General features: G+C 59.3%; 15 protein-coding genes and 2 tRNA genes. 9 read left to right on the forward strand and 8 right to left on the reverse strand.

What is annotated here, in order from left to right; genetic code table 11:
• Window positions 1–168 precede the first annotated feature (168 nt).
• On the reverse strand, window positions 169–1,227 hold the full coding sequence (locus LA304_RS09440) for an AraC family transcriptional regulator (protein ID WP_224502892.1): 1,059 nt from the start codon (window positions 1,225–1,227) through the stop codon (window positions 169–171).
• Window positions 1,228–1,403: 176 nt separating this feature from the next.
• On the opposite strand from LA304_RS09440, the gene LA304_RS09445 reads away from it, so the two are divergent.
• The 5 genes from LA304_RS09445 to LA304_RS09465 all read left to right on the forward strand — a co-directional run bounded on the left by LA304_RS09445 (window position 1,404) and on the right by LA304_RS09465 (window position 7,927).
• Window positions 1,404–3,764 (forward strand): beta-glucosidase, encoded by a 2,361-nt coding sequence (locus LA304_RS09445; RefSeq protein ID WP_224502893.1) that lies wholly within the window; start codon window positions 1,404–1,406, stop codon window positions 3,762–3,764.
• 41 nt (window positions 3,765–3,805) lie between these two features.
• Window positions 3,806–5,029 (forward strand): ABC transporter substrate-binding protein, encoded by a 1,224-nt coding sequence (locus LA304_RS09450; protein ID WP_224502894.1) that lies wholly within the window; start codon window positions 3,806–3,808, stop codon window positions 5,027–5,029.
• A gap of 72 nt (window positions 5,030–5,101) precedes the next feature.
• Complete coding sequence (locus LA304_RS09455) at window positions 5,102–5,977, forward strand: carbohydrate ABC transporter permease (protein WP_224502895.1); 876 nt, start codon at window positions 5,102–5,104, stop codon at window positions 5,975–5,977.
• On the forward strand, window positions 5,977–6,852 hold the full coding sequence (locus tag LA304_RS09460; protein ID WP_224502896.1) for a carbohydrate ABC transporter permease: 876 nt from the start codon (window positions 5,977–5,979) through the stop codon (window positions 6,850–6,852). The genes LA304_RS09455 and LA304_RS09460 overlap by 1 nt, the downstream gene beginning before the upstream one ends.
• Window positions 6,853–6,856: 4 nt before the next feature.
• Window positions 6,857–7,927, forward strand: a complete 1,071-nt coding sequence (locus tag LA304_RS09465; RefSeq protein WP_224502897.1) for an ABC transporter ATP-binding protein — start codon at window positions 6,857–6,859, stop codon at window positions 7,925–7,927.
• A 514-nt stretch (window positions 7,928–8,441) separates the two neighbouring features.
• On the opposite strand, the gene LA304_RS09470 is transcribed toward LA304_RS09465, so the two are convergent.
• A tRNA-Asn gene (locus LA304_RS09470) sits at window positions 8,442–8,516 on the reverse strand.
• Between the two features lie 82 nt (window positions 8,517–8,598).
• Entirely contained in the window at window positions 8,599–9,495 is an 897-nt protein-coding gene (locus tag LA304_RS09475) for an MBL fold metallo-hydrolase (protein WP_224502898.1), read from the reverse strand.
• 45 nt (window positions 9,496–9,540) lie between these two features.
• Between LA304_RS09475 and LA304_RS09480 the strand changes: the two genes are divergently transcribed.
• The gene (locus tag LA304_RS09480; protein ID WP_224502899.1) at window positions 9,541–10,872 is read left to right on the forward strand and encodes an ATP-binding protein; all 1,332 of its coding nucleotides are present in this window, start codon (window positions 9,541–9,543) and stop codon (window positions 10,870–10,872) included.
• Window positions 10,873–10,916: 44 nt separating this feature from the next.
• Here the strand turns inward: LA304_RS09480 and LA304_RS09485 are convergent.
• Window positions 10,917–10,993, reverse strand: a tRNA-Ile gene (locus LA304_RS09485).
• 118 nt (window positions 10,994–11,111) lie between these two features.
• On the opposite strand from LA304_RS09485, the gene purM reads away from it, so the two are divergent.
• The 3 genes from purM (at window position 11,112) to rnd (ending at window position 13,990) form a co-directional block, all read left to right on the forward strand.
• Complete coding sequence (purM, locus tag LA304_RS09490; RefSeq protein ID WP_224502900.1) at window positions 11,112–12,158, forward strand: phosphoribosylformylglycinamidine cyclo-ligase; 1,047 nt, start codon at window positions 11,112–11,114, stop codon at window positions 12,156–12,158.
• Entirely contained in the window at window positions 12,155–12,742 is a 588-nt protein-coding gene (gene purN, locus LA304_RS09495; protein WP_224502901.1) for a phosphoribosylglycinamide formyltransferase, read from the forward strand. The genes purM and purN overlap by 4 nt, the downstream gene beginning before the upstream one ends.
• Window positions 12,743–12,832: 90 nt before the next feature.
• Complete coding sequence (gene rnd / locus LA304_RS09500) at window positions 12,833–13,990, forward strand: ribonuclease D (protein ID WP_224502902.1); 1,158 nt, start codon at window positions 12,833–12,835, stop codon at window positions 13,988–13,990.
• A 29-nt stretch (window positions 13,991–14,019) separates the two neighbouring features.
• On the opposite strand, the gene LA304_RS09505 is transcribed toward rnd, so the two are convergent.
• The 4 genes from LA304_RS09505 to mazG form a co-directional block, all read right to left on the reverse strand.
• Window positions 14,020–14,523: a GNAT family N-acetyltransferase gene (locus LA304_RS09505; RefSeq protein ID WP_224502903.1), complete on the reverse strand. Its 504-nt coding sequence runs from the start codon at window positions 14,521–14,523 to the stop codon at window positions 14,020–14,022.
• Window positions 14,524–14,749: 226 nt separating this feature from the next.
• Complete coding sequence (locus LA304_RS09510) at window positions 14,750–15,223, reverse strand: GNAT family N-acetyltransferase (RefSeq protein WP_224502904.1); 474 nt, start codon at window positions 15,221–15,223, stop codon at window positions 14,750–14,752.
• 182 nt (window positions 15,224–15,405) lie between these two features.
• Window positions 15,406–16,404 carry a Fe(3+) ABC transporter substrate-binding protein gene (locus tag LA304_RS09515; RefSeq protein WP_224502905.1) on the reverse strand — a complete coding sequence of 333 codons (999 nt, stop codon included), beginning with the start codon at window positions 16,402–16,404 and terminating at the stop codon, window positions 15,406–15,408.
• Window positions 16,405–16,469: 65 nt separating this feature from the next.
• Window positions 16,470–17,291 carry a nucleoside triphosphate pyrophosphohydrolase gene (gene mazG / locus LA304_RS09520; RefSeq protein ID WP_224502906.1) on the reverse strand — a complete coding sequence of 274 codons (822 nt, stop codon included), beginning with the start codon at window positions 17,289–17,291 and terminating at the stop codon, window positions 16,470–16,472.
• Window positions 17,292–17,315 lie beyond the last annotated feature (24 nt).

Consider the following 17,315-nt stretch of genomic DNA (forward strand, 5'->3'; position numbering starts at 1 on the left):
CCGACGTTGAACAGGGCAAAGATTTCCTCCCGCGTCTCCACTCCTCCTCCCTAGGAGACGCTTTAGAAAGCCCGCAGGATCCTCCCCCTGCGGGTTTTTCTTTTGCGAAGTGTTTGGTGATATGGGCGACCACGGGTTTCGCCATCTCCCATAGCGTCACTGGACTTTTTACCTGAAAGCGTCTCGTAGCGCGCTCGCCTCGTGTGGGCCGCTCATCAACGCACGGCGTCCGGAGAAGGACGTGGGGAAAAGGATGCGTTCCACACCTTCTTTCAGTTGCGGGAAGCGGTCCGACAGGATGCGGCGAATGTCGCGCATGTCTGCCTCTGTCATCATGTGATCAGACCGGTATTCAGTCCGTTGCTTGCGATATTCTGCGGGGCTGCAGCCGAAGCGCTCTTTGAACTTGCGATAGAATGCGGTCGGATTGCCGAACTGGAGGCGTTCGGCAATTTCCGACACAGTTGCGTCAGACCGGCTCAGGTCTTCGGCCGCTTGGTCGAGCATCAGGTTCAGAGAATAGGTCTTATAGCCCATCCCGAGGTGTTGCTTGAATTGTCGCGATAGATAACTCAGCGACACGTTTTCACGCTCGGCGATATCACCAAGCGAATCCATGCCGCTCGCGGGGTCGAGTTCGTCGAGCACGCGCAAGATCCGTGCGCGTCCAGCGCGACGGCCTGCATCTTCGACGGCATCGCGGGATTCTTCGTACGGGATATTCGAGTAGATAAAGAGCGCAAGCATATCGGCGCAGATCGCCCGTGACATAGCCTCCTCCGGCTGCCCCGGAATGCCGACGATGAGGCGCGCGATCAACGATTTCATCGGCGCGATTTTCTCTGAAAACGAGCGGCCATGCAGAAAGCTCCGACACAAATATTGCCGCGTGCTGAACCCGGGGAGGCCTGCGCGTTCGAAGTGGTGCGGGTCAAGATGCACACCGCAGACCAAGGTGTCGCGCGTTTGGGACATCGAATTGTGCGGCACATCCGAGTTGATGATGATCAGATCACCAGGCTCCATCTCGCACACCTGTCCCTCCACCATGAGCCGCAATCCACCGCGAAGAACGTAGAGCACCTCCATCGCGCGGTGCCAGTGATACGGAACATCCGCCCAGCCGTGTGTGAAGGAGCGACAGTAGGGGCGCTCGGCCAGTCCCGCTGATCCGGTCGGGGTCGGGGATTCGTACGGATAGGCCCATTTGTCAGCGTCTGCCTTCACGACTTCTGTCCTCCATTGCGTATTAAGGTCAAAATTTGTCAGTCACAAAGTGCAAATTTCGTCGATAGATGAGATGACAAACCTGTGACACTCTTGTTGATAACGCAACACGGATGTGTGCAACAACAACTATAGTTGGGCTTTTGGAAGTCCGCGCCAACTTTGAGGGCCGATTCATGGCATGGAACATCTCCGACAAGGAAATTGATGCGCTGGTCGCAAAATTAACCTTGAGGGAAAAGATTGATATGGTCAGCGGGAACGGGCTCTGGCGCACGGCGGCCAATTACACGCACAATATTCCCGAAACCCTTATGACCGACGGCACCTATGGCGTGCGCTATTCTGTCGAGCAAATCGATGGCCCGCAGGATCGTAGCGAACAGCTTTCGGCCTTTCTGAGTGTGGTCAACGCCGACCTGTCCCGTGGCGTCGAAGGTGCGTTCGGCACGTCGCGTCCGGCGACCTGCTTCCCCAACGGCTGCTGTTACGCGTGCTCGTGGGATCCGTCGCTGGCCTATGATCTCGGCGCTGCGCTCGCGGCGGAGTGTCAGTATTTCGGCGTTAATATCCTGCTCGGGCCGGGCATTAACATTCGCCGTATGCCTCTGGGCGGGCGGAGCTACGAATACTTCTCCGAAGACCCGTTCCTGACGGGCGACTTGGCCGCCGAACTGATCCGCGGCATGCAGGACAATGGTGTCGGCGCATCGCTCAAGCACCTCGCCTGCAACAACTCCGAAGTCCACCGCACCACAATGAGTTCCGAGGTCGAGGAGCGTGCGCTGCGCGAGATCTACCTCGCTGGTTTTGAGCGCGCGATCCGTAAGGTCGAGCCGTGGACGGTCATGAGTTCCTACAACCTTATCAATGGGGTGCAAGCGGCTGAAAACGAATGGCTTTTGAACGACGTCTTGCGCGGCGAATGGGGCTATGACGGGCTTGTGGTTTCCGACTGGCACGGGATTAAAGACCGTCCCGCGTCGCTCCGCGCGGGCAACGATCTCGACATGCCCGAAAGTGCCGCCCGAAAAGAAGACCTGCGCCTCGCCGTCGAGGCGGGTGACGTTTCGATGGAGACGCTCGACGCCTCCTGTCGCCGCGTTCTCGAACTCGTGCGCAAGGCCCGCGCCGGTATGGTGTCGAACCCCGAGATCGATTTCGACGCGCATCACGAACTGTCGCGCAAGGTCGCGGCTCAGAGCATCGTTCTGCTCAAGAATGACGGCAACCTGTTGCCTCTGGATCTGACCGCGCAGACCAAAATCGCGATCGTGGGCGACACAGCCCGCGCCCCCATTTTCCAAGGTTCGGGATGTGCCACGACCTGTCCAACTTTCGAGGACATCCCGTTCGCCGAAATCCAGCGCATCGCCCCCGAGGCAGAGGTCGCGTTCTACGACATCCCCTCTGTTTTGGGCGACGACGCGGAGCAAGTGCTCGATGCTCTGGCTCAGGCGGATGTCGTTCTGTTCTTCGGCAACACAGAAGTCGGTATCGATGGCGAGGGCGCCGACCGCGAACACCTCAACCTGCTCGACGGTCAGGACGAGGCCATCGCCCTCATCGCTGCGCGCAACCCCAAGACCGTCGCCATCATCGCGACCCCCGATGCCGTCGTTATGCCGTGGATTGATAGTGTCGCCTCCGTGCTGATGCCGTTCTACGGCGGGCAGGGGGTCGGTCACGCGATTGCCGATGTGATCTCCGGTCGTCAGAACCCCTGCGGTAAGCTCACTGTCACCTTCCCGCAAAAGCTTGAGGATGTTCCGGGCTATCTCTCTTATCCGGGCGAGAGTAACAAACACATCTACTCCGAAGGTATCCACGTCGGCTATCGCGCATACGACAAGCGCAAAATGGAGCCACTGTTCCCCTTCGGGTTCGGGCTCAGCTACACCTCTTTCGCGTATGACAACCTGTCCTGCGACACCGACAGGATTGATGCAGGAACGACCTTTACAGTCAGCCTTGATGTCACAAACACCGGCGCGCTTGCGGGCAAAGAGATCGTTCAGCTTTACGCCCGCCCTCACGCGCCGCGTCTCATCCGGCCTCTGCGCGAACTCAAGGGCTTTACAAAAGTGGCGCTCGAACCGGGAGAGACCAAACGCGTTTCGATCACCGTCGAGGCCCGCGACCTGCGCTATTTCGATCCTGACTACAAACTCTGGCTGCTTGATGCAGGGACGCTCTCGATTGATATCGGTGCCTCCTCCCGCGACATCCGCCTGACGACAGACCTGACAGTCGATGCGCCGTCGCTGCCGACGAGCCGCCTGCACATCGACAATGAAGCCTCGCAAATCGCTGAAAACGAATCCGTTCGAGCAGCCTTTGGCGAATTCCTCCAGACGCGTCTGGAACTCAATGACGACGAAACCGAACGCATGCTCGACTATTGCGGCGGCTCTTTCCTCAACCTCTACGACACCGTGTCGTGGGTGGCTGGCGAAAAAATCACGAAGGCCGAAATGGCCGACTTCCTCGAGACCATGAACAACGAGTTCGGGACAGCAGCGGTCTCCGCAGGCTGAATCCGATCCGACATAATCCCCAACACACAAGGGAGACTCCCATGAATACGTGCAAACTTCTACTGACCTCCGCGATGGCTCTGATCGCCACGCAAGCCTCGGCCCAGACCGTTGATGTTCAACAATACTGGACGAGCGCCAGTGAATCCAAAGCGATGAACGTGATCGCCGACGCCTATAAGGCCCAAGGCGGCACCTGGATCGACAGCCCCTCCGCCGATTACGACAGCACGATTGCGGCCGCCACGAGCCGGATCGTCGGCGGTGAAGCACCGTCCGCAGTGCTCATGACGCCGAATGGCGCGATGCTTGATCTGGCAGACGCGGGTCTTCTGCGGTCTCTCAACGAACTGCGTGATGCCGAAGGCTGGACCGAAACGCTCGCACCGCTGATCCTTGATCGCGTGACGGTTGATGGTGACATGGTTGCTCTTCCCCTCGGTGTTCATGCGGACAACTGGATCTGGTACAACACCGCGATCTTCGAAGAAGTTGGCATTGAGGAACCGACCTCCATCGACGAACTGTTCGCAGCCGCCGATGCGATCAAAGCCGCCGGTTACACCGCCTTCGCCGTTGGCGGCGAACCGTGGCAGGAAGTCTACATTCTCACCGACATGATTCTGTCTCTGGGTGGCCCCGACTACTGGAACAAAATCATGGTTGAGCGGAGCGACGAAGCGCTCCAAGATCCGCTGCTGGTCGAAGCTTTCGAATTGTTCCGCAAGGTAGCTGACTACACCGATGCGGGGAGCCCCGGCCGCTCCTGGAACGCGACGACCAACATGGTCATCACTGGCGAAGCCGGCATGCAGTTCATGGGTGACTGGGCGAAAGGGGAATTCCTCGCCGCGGGTCAAACCCCGGGCGAAGAGTTCGGCTGCTTCATCATGCCGTCCGAGACACCGGCCTACGCCGCAGTGACTGATGTCTTTGTCTTCCCGGAAACGGGTGAGGACGAACAGGTGGCGGGTCAGGATCTCCTTGCCCTCACCGTGATGGACCCGGAGATCGAGGTGAAAGTCGCCGCTGTCAAAGGTTCCGTACCTGCACGGACCGACGTTGATCTCTCCGGTCTGGATATGTGTGCCGCCAAGGGCGCACAAGCTCTGGGCACTCCGGGTGTTGCAGTCGCGTCGACCTATGACGCGCTGCCGGGCGACCTGAACGGCCAGCTGATCGACATGGCGACCCAGTTCTGGACCGATCCGGACATGACCGCCGAAGAAGGTGCAGCCGCGCTCCGCGACGTGCTCGCCGACTAAACAAACTGATCTGCGGGCGGCGCAGAGCGCGCCGTCCGCTCCGTTTTTTGTCATGCCGCCTCAGGAGGAGCTATGACACACTGGTTCAAAAGGCAGATGTTCCGGCCGGTCTTCACGGTCGTCGCGTTCTTTGCCGTCATCGCGATCTTTTTCTACGGATCGATCGGCTGGACGTTCATCATGTCGCTGACAAAGTCCACCCTGATCCCGCGCTACGATTTCGTCGGGTTCGACCAGTATGTCGAACTGATGGACAACAAACGCTGGATCGTGTCCTGCATCAACATGGTTGTCTTCGGGCTGCTCTTCATCATCGGCTCGCTGATCCTCGGTTCGATCCTCGCGATCCTGCTTGATCGCGGCATTGCCGGCGAAGGCGCGTTCCGGACGATCTTTCTCTACCCGCTCGCGATTTCCCTCATTGTCACCGGCCTCGGGTGGCGGTGGCTGCTCGACCCGAGTATCGGCATCCAAGCGATGGTCCGCGATATGGGCTGGGATAACTTTGTGTTCGACTGGCTCACACAGCCCGACAGGGCGATCTACACGCTCGTCATCGCGAGCATCTGGCGCTCCGCGGGCCTTGTGATGATCATCGTTCTGGCCGGTCTGCGCAGTGTCGATGGCGATTTGTGGAAAGCGATCCGGATGGAAAATGTCCCCGTCTGGCGTGCCTATGTTCAGGTCATCTTCCCCGGCATGCGTCCGGTTTTTGCCTCCTGCATCGTGCTTTTAATGTCAGAAGTGATCCGTGGCTATGATCTCATCGTCGCAATGACCAACGGCGGTCCTGGTATTTCGACCGAAATGCCCGCCAAGTTCGCCGTCGACTTTTTCTTCGCCCGCATGAACCTGTCTCTCGCATCGGCGGCCTCGATCCTGATGTTGCTGCTCTCTCTCCTGATGCTTGCGCCGTATCTCTATAGTGAATTCCGGAGGCGCGACTGATGTCTTCCCCCTCGAATACCACCACAATGCCGCTTGCGGCCAAGATCGGGCTCTACGCGTTCCTAATTGCGTCCGCCCTGTTCTTCCTCGCGCCGCTTATCGTCATCGTCATCAACTCCGTCAAACCGATGGCCGATATCCGGAGCGGAAGCCTCCTGTCGCTGCCGAGCGAAATCACCTTCGAACCATGGCGCATCGCGTGGAGCAGCGCCTGCACGGGTCTCGACTGTTCGGGCATCCGTCCGGGTCTGATGAACTCCATCCTCATCACAGTGCCCTCCGTCATCATCTCGGTGCTCGCAGGCGCGCTCAATGGCTACGCTCTGGCTCAATGGCGCGCGCGTTTCGCTGACTGGCTGATGCTCCTCATCCTGATCGGTCTCTTCGTGCCCTATCAGGCGATGCTCTATCCGACGGTGAAAATGCTCTCGGGCATGGGCATTTTCCGGAGCTATTGGGGCATCATCTTCGTTCACGTGGTCTACGGGCTTCCGTACACGACGCTCCTGTTCCGCAACTTCTATGTGGGTGTGCCTGACGAGATCAGCCGCGCCGCACGGATGGAGGGCGCGACGTTCCTCCGGACCTTCTGGTCGGTGATCCTGCCCATCTCGACAAACATCATCGTTGTGGTCGCCATTCTCCAGTTTACGGGGATCTGGAACGACTACCTGCTCGGGCTGATCTTTGCGGGCAACGACAACATGCCGATGACGGTGCAGCTCACCAATATCGTTAACAACTCCCGAGGCGCTGCCGAGCCCAACGTCAACATGGCGGCTGCACTGCTCGCCGCAATCCCGACGCTCGTCGTCTACTTCATATCAGGTCGCTACTTCGTCAGAGGTATCGCAACCGGTGCCGTCAAAGGATGAAGACATGTACAATATCTCTCTAAGCAAAATCAAAAAGTCCTACGGCGATCTGACCATTCTGCACTCTGTGGATATGGAAATCGAAGAGGGCGAATTTATCGTCATCCTCGGCTCCTCCGGATGCGGCAAGTCTACGCTTCTGAACATCGTTGCAGGCCTCGATACCTGCGACACGGGCCGCATCATGATCGGGGAAAAGGACGTCACAGACCTCGAACCCAGTGATCGGGATTTGTCGATGGTGTTTCAGAGCTACGCGCTTTTCCCGTCGATGACCGTCAAACGCAACCTGTCCTTCGGCATGGAAATCGCGCGGGTCCCCAAGGCAGAGCGCGAGGCCAAAGTCGCGCACGTGGCCAAGCTTCTTCAGATCGACAACCTGCTTGACCGCAAACCGTCGCAACTGTCGGGCGGACAACGCCAGCGTGTCGCGATCGGACGGGCTCTGGTGCGATCGACGGGCGTCTGCCTTTTCGACGAACCGCTCTCCAACCTCGACGCCAAGCTCCGCACAGAGACGCGGGTCGAGCTCAAAAAGCTCCACAGCGATCTGGGCTTCACCATGCTCTACGTGACCCACGATCAGGTCGAAGCCATGACCATGGCAGACCGTGTGGCGGTGATGAACAAGGGACGTGTCGAACAGTTCGCTCCGCCGCAGGACATCTACGAGAAACCCGCCAACCTATTTGTCGCGAGCTTCGTCGGTTCTCCGGTCATCAACCAGATCGAAGGCACGCTCGGTGCGGACGGTGTGTTCGACACCGGTGAGACCCGCATTGACCTCGGCGGCTATGACTTCGACCACGGAAAGCCGGAAGCCCAGGACGCGGTGCTCGCGGTTCGTTGCGAGGACATCGACATCGTTTCACCAGAAGAGGGGCACATCACTGCCGACCTCGACTTCGTGGAGTTGTTGGGCGCGGATGCGCTTGCCTGGGTCGTCTATCATGGCAAGCGCCTGAGCGTGCGCATGTCGGTCGACGCCGCGCGCGCGCTGCCGAAGCACGTCGGCCTGCGCTTCGTCCTTCCGAAGGCGTCGGTGTTCTCGGCCAAAACCGAACAGCGCCTCTGACCGCAAAAGTGCCACTGCCGTATGTGGTCGTCATGCGCATCTGCGCGCCGGTCGAAGCGTGGCCGCGCGCGGCAGTGGTAGGTCATTCACCAGCGAGTGGGTGATGCGCGCGGCCGTGTCCGTCATTGCGAATGCGCTGCGCCTGAGAGGGATCAAACTCTAACACTGTCTTGGTCGGCGCTCTCGTTTAGATAAGGGCGCCGGCTGAAACAGGATCCTCGTAGAAGCCGTCAGAAATTCTGCACCTCGTCTGTGTGAGGGCGCTGATCCTGAATGGACAAGACAGAAATCAAATGTTTCGGAAAACGTCTGCGCCAGACATATCCTTGGGAGCGCAGTGCGAGATACAGGATGGGTAAAAGGTCTTATCCAGATTTGGACGCCGGCTCTGACGTCTTTGGCGCTCTGCCGTGAGCGGAAAGTGTAAGACGGTGTGTCGACAGGACCCAAAAACGCGAAAAGCGCCCCGCGAGGGAGCGCTTTTTCGTTTAAATCCAAACCCTTGTGGGGGATTTGGCTCCGGCGGTAGGGATCGAACCTACGACCAATTGATTAACAGTCAACTGCTCTACCGCTGAGCTACGCCGGAACATGTGGGGGTGTATAGCTATGTGATTTGGGGTCTGCAATAGGGTTTTGTCGCAAAAAATAAAAAATTGGGAAAAAACATTTTAAGGTATTGAGAAATATGCGGAATCCGAAATCTCGGGGGTGGCATTTACCTCGTTTCGGGTCACGAGATCGATCAAATGGGCCAATGTATTTCGGGCCGCAGCGGGCAGGTGACTCTCGGGGAGGTCGTGATAGACGCGGCGTGTGAGGGCTTCGAGCGTTTGCGGCGTTTGGGAGAGGGCCGCGAGGATTTGGGCTTCGCGATTTGCACGGTGGGTGAGGAGGAAGCGGATGCGCTCTTCCGGTGTGTCGATGGCGTCGCCATGGGCAGGCAGGAGGCGGGCGGGGGCGCGGGCGATCAGTTTCTCACAGCTCTCACGGAAGGCGGCGGCATCTCCGTCCGGCGGGGAGATGAGCGAAGAGGACCATGCCATCACGAGGTCTCCAACAAAGATCGTATCGCCCCACTGGAAGCTCAGGTGATTGCCCATGTGTCCGGGCGTGTGGAGCGCGGTGATGGGGCCTGCGGGCGTCTCCAAGGTCTCCATGTCGGCGAGCAGAATGTCCGGCGCGAAGGACGGATCGACGCCTTCGCCGCCGCCGAGTGTGCCGCTCTCATGGAGGGTCTGCATGATGGCACTGCGGCCGGCGTGGGCGTCGCCGAAGGCGTAAACCTCGGCGCCCGTTCGGGACTTGAGGGCGTCGGTTCCGGCGGTGTGGTCCAGATGTGCGTGGGTGACGAGGATATGGGAAATGCGCGTGCCGGAGTGCAGGGCCGCCATGATCGCGTCGAGATGGGACGGAAGGTCGGGGCCGGGATCGATCAGAACACGCTCCGACCCATCGCCCAGCAGAAAGGTGTTCGTCCCCCAATAGGTCATGGGGGAAGGGTTCTGCGCGAGAATCCTGTGCAGATCGGGAGCGAGTGTCGTGAGAGTGTCCGGACGGTCTTGCACGCGATTTTCCTTTCTTAGCCCCAGCAGCACGGCTACCAATAGCGCATGTTCTTTGCTTGGCTCAAAAAATATATGCCACGGGGCCTCTACGGTCGGGCGGCGCTCATTCTGCTGGTGCCGATTGTTGTGCTCCAGCTCGTGGTGATGATCGCCTTTTCCCAGAGGTATTTCGAAGACATCACGCGACAATTGATGTCGGGGGTGGTGGCCGAACTCAAACTGTATGTCGTTTCGGTCGAGGAATTGCCAGCCGAGCAGGTGCCAATCGCGCTCGAAGAGCTTGATACGCGTCTCGGGTTTGTCTCTGAACTCGGGGCCTCTCAGGCTGTGCTGGATCGTCGTGACTGGCTCGATGTGTCTGGTCGTGTGATTATGTCGGAGCTCAGAGACGGGGTGCCAGGGGTTGAGGGGGTCGATCTCGTCGAAGATTCGGGACGGGTGTCGCTGTCTCTCATGACCGACGCCGGACGGCTGCGCGTTGACTTCCGTCGTAATCGTGCCTCGGCGTCGAACCCGCACCAGTTGCTCGTCTGGACTGTGTTTACCGGCATTGTGATGACGATCATCGCAGCGATCTTTTTGCGCAATCAGATGCGCCCGATCCGTCAGTTGGCGCGCGCGGCGGAGGCCTTCGGGCGCGGGCAAAACCGTCCCTACAGACCCGCTGGTGCGACGGAAGTGCGTTCGGCCGGCACGGCCTTTCTCAACATGCGCGCGCGGATCGAACGGCAGATCGAACAGAGGACGATGATGCTTTCTGGCGTGTCACACGACCTGCGCACGCCGCTCACGCGGATGCGGCTGAGCTTGTCCATGCTGGACGCGAATGAGACGGACGCCGACGAGATCGCGGAGATGGTGCGCGATCTCGATGATATGGAGCGGCTGATTGATGCCTTCCTCGAATTCGCGCGTGGCGATTCGACCGAAGACGTCGAAGAGATCGACCTGCGGGATTTTGTGCTGGAGGCCAAAGACCGCGCAGAGCGTGGCGGGCGCGAGGTCGAGATCGGGGAGTTGCCGGAGGAGGCGATTACCTTGCGATGTCGGCCTGTGTCGCTCGCCCGCGCGTTGGACAACCTTTTGAGCAATGCACAGCGCTATGGGACCAACACCCGCCTGAGCCTTAAGGGGTTCGAGCGCTCCGCTGTGATTTCCGTGGAGGACGATGGGCCCGGGATTGCCGCAGAGGCACGCGACCGTGCGCTCCAGCCCTTCGTACGTCTCGATCAGGCCCGCAATCAGGATAAAGGGTCCGGCGTCGGCCTCGGCCTCGCCATCGCCCACGACATCATGCGCCGCCACGGCGGCACGCTCCGGTTGGGTGAAAGCGAGGTTATGGGCGGGCTGAAGGCCGATTTGGTGGTGCCGAGGTGACGCAGCTGTGGCGTACGATTCACTCGCTCAAACTGGCAGGATTTTGGTAGGCCCGGCAGGACTTGAACCCGCAACCAAAGCGTTATGAGCGCTCTGCTCTAACCAATTGAGCTACAGGCCCGCCTGACGCATTGATTATTGTGCGTCTGCGGGAGGGTCAAGCGGGAACGCAGGTCTTTTCAAGTGGGATCAAACCGCGTAAACGGGCGGCAACTTTGGTTCGCGCGAGGAGCTCCGCCATGACGCAGGATAAAAAAGGTCTCACCTACGCAGACGCGGGTGTCGATATTGACGCAGGCAATGAGCTTGTTGAACGCATCAAACCGGCGGCGAAAAAGACGACGCGCTCTGGCGTGATGGCTGGCCTCGGAGGCTTTGGGGCTCTGTTTGACCTGAAAGCGGCCGGATATGACGATCCGATCCTCGTGGCGGCGACCGATGGTGTGGGCACGAAGCTCCGCATCGCGATTGACACGGACAACGTGCGCTCCGTTGGCATCGATCTCGTGGCGATGTGTGTGAACGATCTCGTGTGTCAGGGCGCAGAGCCGCTCTTCTTCCTCGACTATTTCGCGACGGGTAAACTCAAGCTCGACAACGCGGCGGCTGTCATTGAGGGCATTGCAGAGGGCTGTGAGCGTTCTGGCTGTGCGCTGATCGGTGGCGAAACTGCCGAGATGCCGGGCATGTATGAGGACGGCGATTTCGATCTCGCAGGGTTTGCTGTGGGCGCGATGGAGCGTGGCGCTGATCTGCCGGCAGGCGTGGCGCAGGGCGATGTCCTGCTCGGTCTGGCGTCTGACGGTGTGCACTCCAACGGCTACTCGCTCGTGCGCAAGACGGTTGAAGTCTCCGGTTACAAATGGTCCGACATTTCGCCGTTCTCCGACCAAACCCTTGGCGAAGACCTGCTCGCGCCGACGCGCCTTTATGTGAAGCCGGTGCTCAAAGCGATCCGTGCGGGTGGCGTTCACGCGCTCGCCCACATCACGGGCGGTGGTCTGACAGAGAATCTCCCGCGCGTTCTGCCGGAAGGTCTCGGCGCGGACATCGATCTGAACGCATGGACCCTGCCGCCGGTCTTCAAATGGCTGGTGGATCAGGCTGGCCTGTCGCAGTCCGAACTGCTCAAAACCTATAACGCCGGCATTGGCATGGTGGTCGTCGTGGCCGCTGACAAAGCCGACGAGATCGCAGCGCTTCTAACCGGAGAGGGCGAGACGGTCACGAAAATCGGCACGGTCACGACCGGCGGTGGCGTCACCTACGAGGGCACGCTCGCGTGAAACGGGTTGCGATCCTGATCTCCGGCGGCGGGTCCAACATGGTCTCGCTCGCCAAGTCCATGACGGGCGATCACCCGGGGCGTCCGTGCCTTGTGTTGTCGAATGTTCCGTCCGCGGGCGGTCTGCAAAAGGCCGCCGACATGGGCATTCCGACGGAGGTCGTGGATCACCGCGACTTTAAAGGGGATCGGGAAGCCTTTGAATCGGCTTTGATTTCGGTGATTGATACCTATGAACCCGACGCCATTGCCATGGCCGGATTTATGCGCATCCTGACGCCGCATTTCATCTCGCACTATGCGGGCAAGATGCTCAACATTCATCCGTCGCTTCTCCCGAAATACAAAGGTCTTCACACCCATCAGCGCGCCATCGAGGCGGGTGATGCGGAGGCGGGCTGTTCAGTGCATGAAGTCACCGCGGAACTCGACGGTGGTCCTGTCCTCGGTCAGGCCCGCGTGCCGATCGTTGAAGGCGACACGGAGGATGCGCTGGCGTCCCGTGTTCTTGTGAAAGAACACCTGCTGTATCCGGCGGTGTTGGAGCGTTTTCTGAACGGTGAAAAGGGGCTGCTCACACTCTGAGCGGCCTTAGTTCTTTTCTTTCTCCGGAATCCTGCGTATCAAAGTTGAATGTCGGGATGACCCCGCACCGTAGGTATAAAGAACATACATATGATCACGATTAAAACGACCGAAGGCCTCGCGGCCTTCTGCGAGCGCGCCAAGACCAAACCCTATGTGACGGTCGATACGGAATTCCTCAGAGAGCGCACTTACTATTCCAAGCTTTGCCTCGTTCAGTTGGCGGTTCCCGGCGATGCCGAGGAAGACGCTGTTCTGGTCGATCCGCTTGTGAAGGGCATCGATCTGGCTCCGCTCTATGATCTGTTCCGCGATGAAAACGTGGTGAAAGTGTTCCATGCGGCGCGTCAGGATCTCGAGATTTTCTACATTCAGGGCAGGGTGATCCCGACGCCGCTGTTCGATACGCAGATCGCGGCGATGGTGTGCGGCTTTGGCGAGCAGGTGGGTTATGAGACCCTCGTGAAAAAGATTGCCAAGCAGAGCCTCGACAAGACCTCGCGGTTCACTGACTGGTCCCGACGTCCGCTGACGCCTGCGCAGGAAAACTATGCGCTCGCCGACGTGACGCATCTGCGGGTGATTTACGAATATCTGTCGGCGGAGATCAAACGCGAGCAGCGTGAGAAATGGGTTGAGGAAGAGCTTGAAATCCTCATGACGCCGGGCACCTATGTGATTGAACCGGACGAGGCGTGGCGCCGAGTGAAAACGCGGACGACCTCCGGCAAATTCCTCGCGGCGGTCAAAGAGCTCGCGGCGTTCCGTGAGTTCTATGCCCAAAGTCGCGATATCCCGCGCAACCGTGTCTACAAAGATGACGCGATGCTGGAGCTCGCTTCGACCAAGCCGAAAACGCCGCAGGATCTGTCGCGGTCGCGGCTCCTATTGCGTGAGGCGCGCAAGGGCGAGATTGCGGACGGTATTCTGCAAGCCATTGAAAAGGCGTCGAACTATGCCGCCGCCGAGATGCCGAAGCTCGACACCTCGCGTGACAAGCTGCAGGTTAATCCGGCGCTGGCGGATATGCTGCGGGTGCTGCTGAAGGCGAAATCCGACAAGTTCAACGTGGCGACCAAGATGATCGCGACGACGTCCGATCTCGACCTGATCGCGGCTGGCCAGCGTGATTTGCAGGTGTTCAAAGGTTGGCGCCGTGAGGTCTTCGGCGAGGACGCGCTGCGGCTCTGCAATGGCGAGATTGGTCTGGCCGTCAAAGGGCAGCGCGTCGAGGTGTTGGCCGTCTGAGTGAGGCGGATGGCGCCAATCGCCATCCGTTAGCCGATCTCCATCGCAAAGGTTTTCCCGCGTGCGGGAAGCGCCTCGAACCCACAGGCGAGGTAAGTTTTCTGCGCAGCCGTGTTTTCGTGATGCGTGCTGACGGTGAGGCGTTTGCAGCCCATCTCTGCTGCGATGACTTTGCTTTCTTCAATAAGAGCACGACCGATGCCAAGGCCACGGGCGTCGTCGCGCACGTAGAGATGATGCAGGTCCAAGACTTTCATCCCGTGTTGAAGGCGGACACCCGGAACGAGACCCGCGTATCCGACGAGGACCCCGTCGCGCTCTGCGACGATCAACTTGAGCCACGGTGCATCGGCACTCATGAGGTCGATCAGGGATAAGATATCGATCTCCGGAGTGTCACCGTTGAACTCCGCTAAAGCGCGGATCATTTCCAACAGCGCTTCTTTATCGCCCCAACGGGCGGGGCGAATCTCGCAGGCTGTGGTGCTCTGTATCGCTCGCGCGGGTTCCGAGAGTTTGAAGTTTAGTGTCATGGTTTGTCCTCTGCGTTTGCTGCCGCCATGCAGGGACCTGTCCATTAAAAAACCGCCCTGCGGCGGCTTTCCAATGGTCAACACTGATGGGCCGCGCGCTATGTGAGCTCGGTCCAATAAAATACGGTGGTGTTCAGTGTCATGTTCATGGCGGTGAGACTGCGGCCTGAGGCACGGTGTGTCAATCGCTTTCTTTCGTCTACCCGACAGGTGCGGGCAGGGCGGATCAGGCGGCAGCGATTTCGAGGCGCGGTTGGGCGCGGGTGTTGAATTCGAATCCGTATGCGCGGAACGCGGGCGCATAGTCCACCTTGCCAGAGAATCGCGGCGCGCTCAGATGATCGAAGCCAAGTTCACGGGCTGTCTTGCGGCAGTCATTGATGATTGCGCGTCCGATCCCTTTGTGGCGCCAGTCCGGATCGACATAGATCTGCCAGAGCTCAAGCCCATTGGTTTGCAGGCTCATGCCATACTCACCGGACAGGCAGGCATACCCGACAATCTCGGCGCCCTGAACGGCAACAATCAGGCGCATCCACGGAGCGGGCGCAAGCAACAGGTCAACGAGTTCGGCCTTTGTCAAAGACCGACCCTGAGCGCCAACCTCGGCGTTCATATCGCTCATCATCGCGTGCAGCCTGTCCATATCGGACAGCTCCGCAGGGCGGATCATGAAAAACAAAAGGGCGTCGTCAGCCATCTTTGCGTCCTCCTGCGGTATCTTTCCTCCGAAAAGATTGCAGGTTCCTTACCGTTGAGTGACAAATCCGCGTCACAGATAGATTAGCTGTGCGCGGATAATATCGAGGTTTAAATTGTGTCGTCTGTGCCGTGGTTTCGGAAAGCGCGGTAAGGCGCTTTCCGAGGCCGCCATTATAGACTTTATCCGTCGTAGTCTACAGCTTCTGTCAAGCGCACAGCCTCTGCGCGATTTGCAGCGATATCGGCGAGCGAGATGTCATCCGGCGTGAAGCTGCCCCAGGAGGCGACGAGTTCGGAAATCTCCACGCCCGGTTTGATCGGGTATTCGGAGTTGGCTTCTGCGTAGATCGACTGGGCTTTCGGAGAGGAGAGGAATTCGATGAACTGGATCGCCTCTTCTTTGTTCTTGGAGGCTTTCGTCAGGGAGACGCCGGAGATGTTCACGTGGGTGCCGTGGCCTTCGAACACAGGGAAGTCGAGACGGACGCTATTTGCCCATTCGCGCTGTTCCTCGTCGGCGAGCATTTCACCCATGTAGTAGGTGTTGCCAAGCGAGATATCGCATTCGCCTGCCCAGATTGCTTTGACCTGCGCGCGGTCGTTGCCCTGCGGTTTGCGGGCGAGGTTCGACTTGAGCCCTTCGAGCCAAGCCGTTGCTTCTTCGGGCGTATGGTGCGTCAGGTAGGCAGACGTCAGGCCGATCATATAGGTGTGGAGGCCAGAGCGGGTGCAGATGCGGCCTTCCCATTTCGGGTCGGCGAGATCTTCGTAGGTGGTGACTTCGCCTTCGGCCACGCGCTCTTTGGAGGCGTAGACGATACGGGCGCGGGTGGTGAGGCCCCACCAGTGGCCTTCGGGCTCGTGGAACTCCGCCGGAATGTTTTCTTTCAGGGTGTCGGTCATGATCGGCTGGGTCACACCGGCTTCAAAGGCTTCGGTCACGCGGGCGATGTCGACGGTGAGGATCACGTCTGCGGGGGAGCGGTCCCCCTCGGCCTTCAGGCGTTCGGTCATGCCTTTTTCCAGATAGGCGACGTTCACATTAATGCCGGTTTCGGCGGTGAAGGCCTCGGTCAGCGGGGCGATCAGTTCCGGTTGGCGGTAGGAGTAGACGTTCACGTCCGCAGCGGCTGTGGTTGCGAGCAGAGTGAGCGGCAGGGCGAGTCGGAGAGTAGACATGTGTGTATCCTCTGTAGAATTTGCGCCGCTTAAACCCGACAAAAAAACTCAGGTCAAGAGTTCACTCACGGCCTCACCGGTTTTTGAGCAACTTTCGCCTCATCCCAGAGCGCATCCATTTCCTCGAGATTGCTCTCGGACGGCGTTTTGCCGCGCTCGGCGAGTGCGTCTTCGATGTAGTCAAAGCGGCGGGTGAATTTCGCGTTGCAGGCACGGAGGGCTTCTTCGGCATCTACACCGAGGTGACGGCCCAGATTGACGACCACAAAGAGCAGGTCTCCGAACTCTTCGAACACTTCTTCTTTGGTGAGGGTGTCGCGGGCTTCTTCGAGCTCCGCCGCCTCTTCGCGGATTTTGTCGAGCACATGGGACGCATCGGGCCAGTCGAAACCCACCCGCGCCGCGCGTTTCTGTAGCTTTTGCGCGCGCATCAGGGCAGGCAGGCCCATGGCGACGCCGTCAAGCGTCCGATGCTCGCCACGCCGCTCGCGTTCCTTGGCTTTTTCGACCTCCCAGTCGCGGGTTTGCTGTTCAGGCGACTTCTGATTGCTCTCGTCGCCAAACACATGTGGATGGCGGGAAATCATTTTGGACGCAATGGTTTGCGCGACGTCGTGAAAGTCGAACAACCCCTTGTCCGCCGCGATTTGCGCCTGAAAGACGGACTGGAACAACAGATCGCCCAACTCGCTCTTCAGATCCTCCATATCACCCCGCGCAATCGCGTCGTCGACTTCGTAAGCTTCCTCAATCGTGTAGGGCGAGATTGTCGAGAAATCCTGTTCGATATCCCACGGGCAGCCGCCCTCCGGATCGCGCAGTCGGCGCATGATTTCGAGGAGCTGGTCAATGCCTGCGGGGACGGTGTGAATGGGGTCTTGTGTCATGCCCGAAAGGTGGCCTGCGCGAGA

Origin of the sequence: Celeribacter litoreus (genome assembly GCF_020165855.1) — a bacterium.
GTDB lineage: Bacteria > Pseudomonadota > Alphaproteobacteria > Rhodobacterales > Rhodobacteraceae > Celeribacter > Celeribacter litoreus.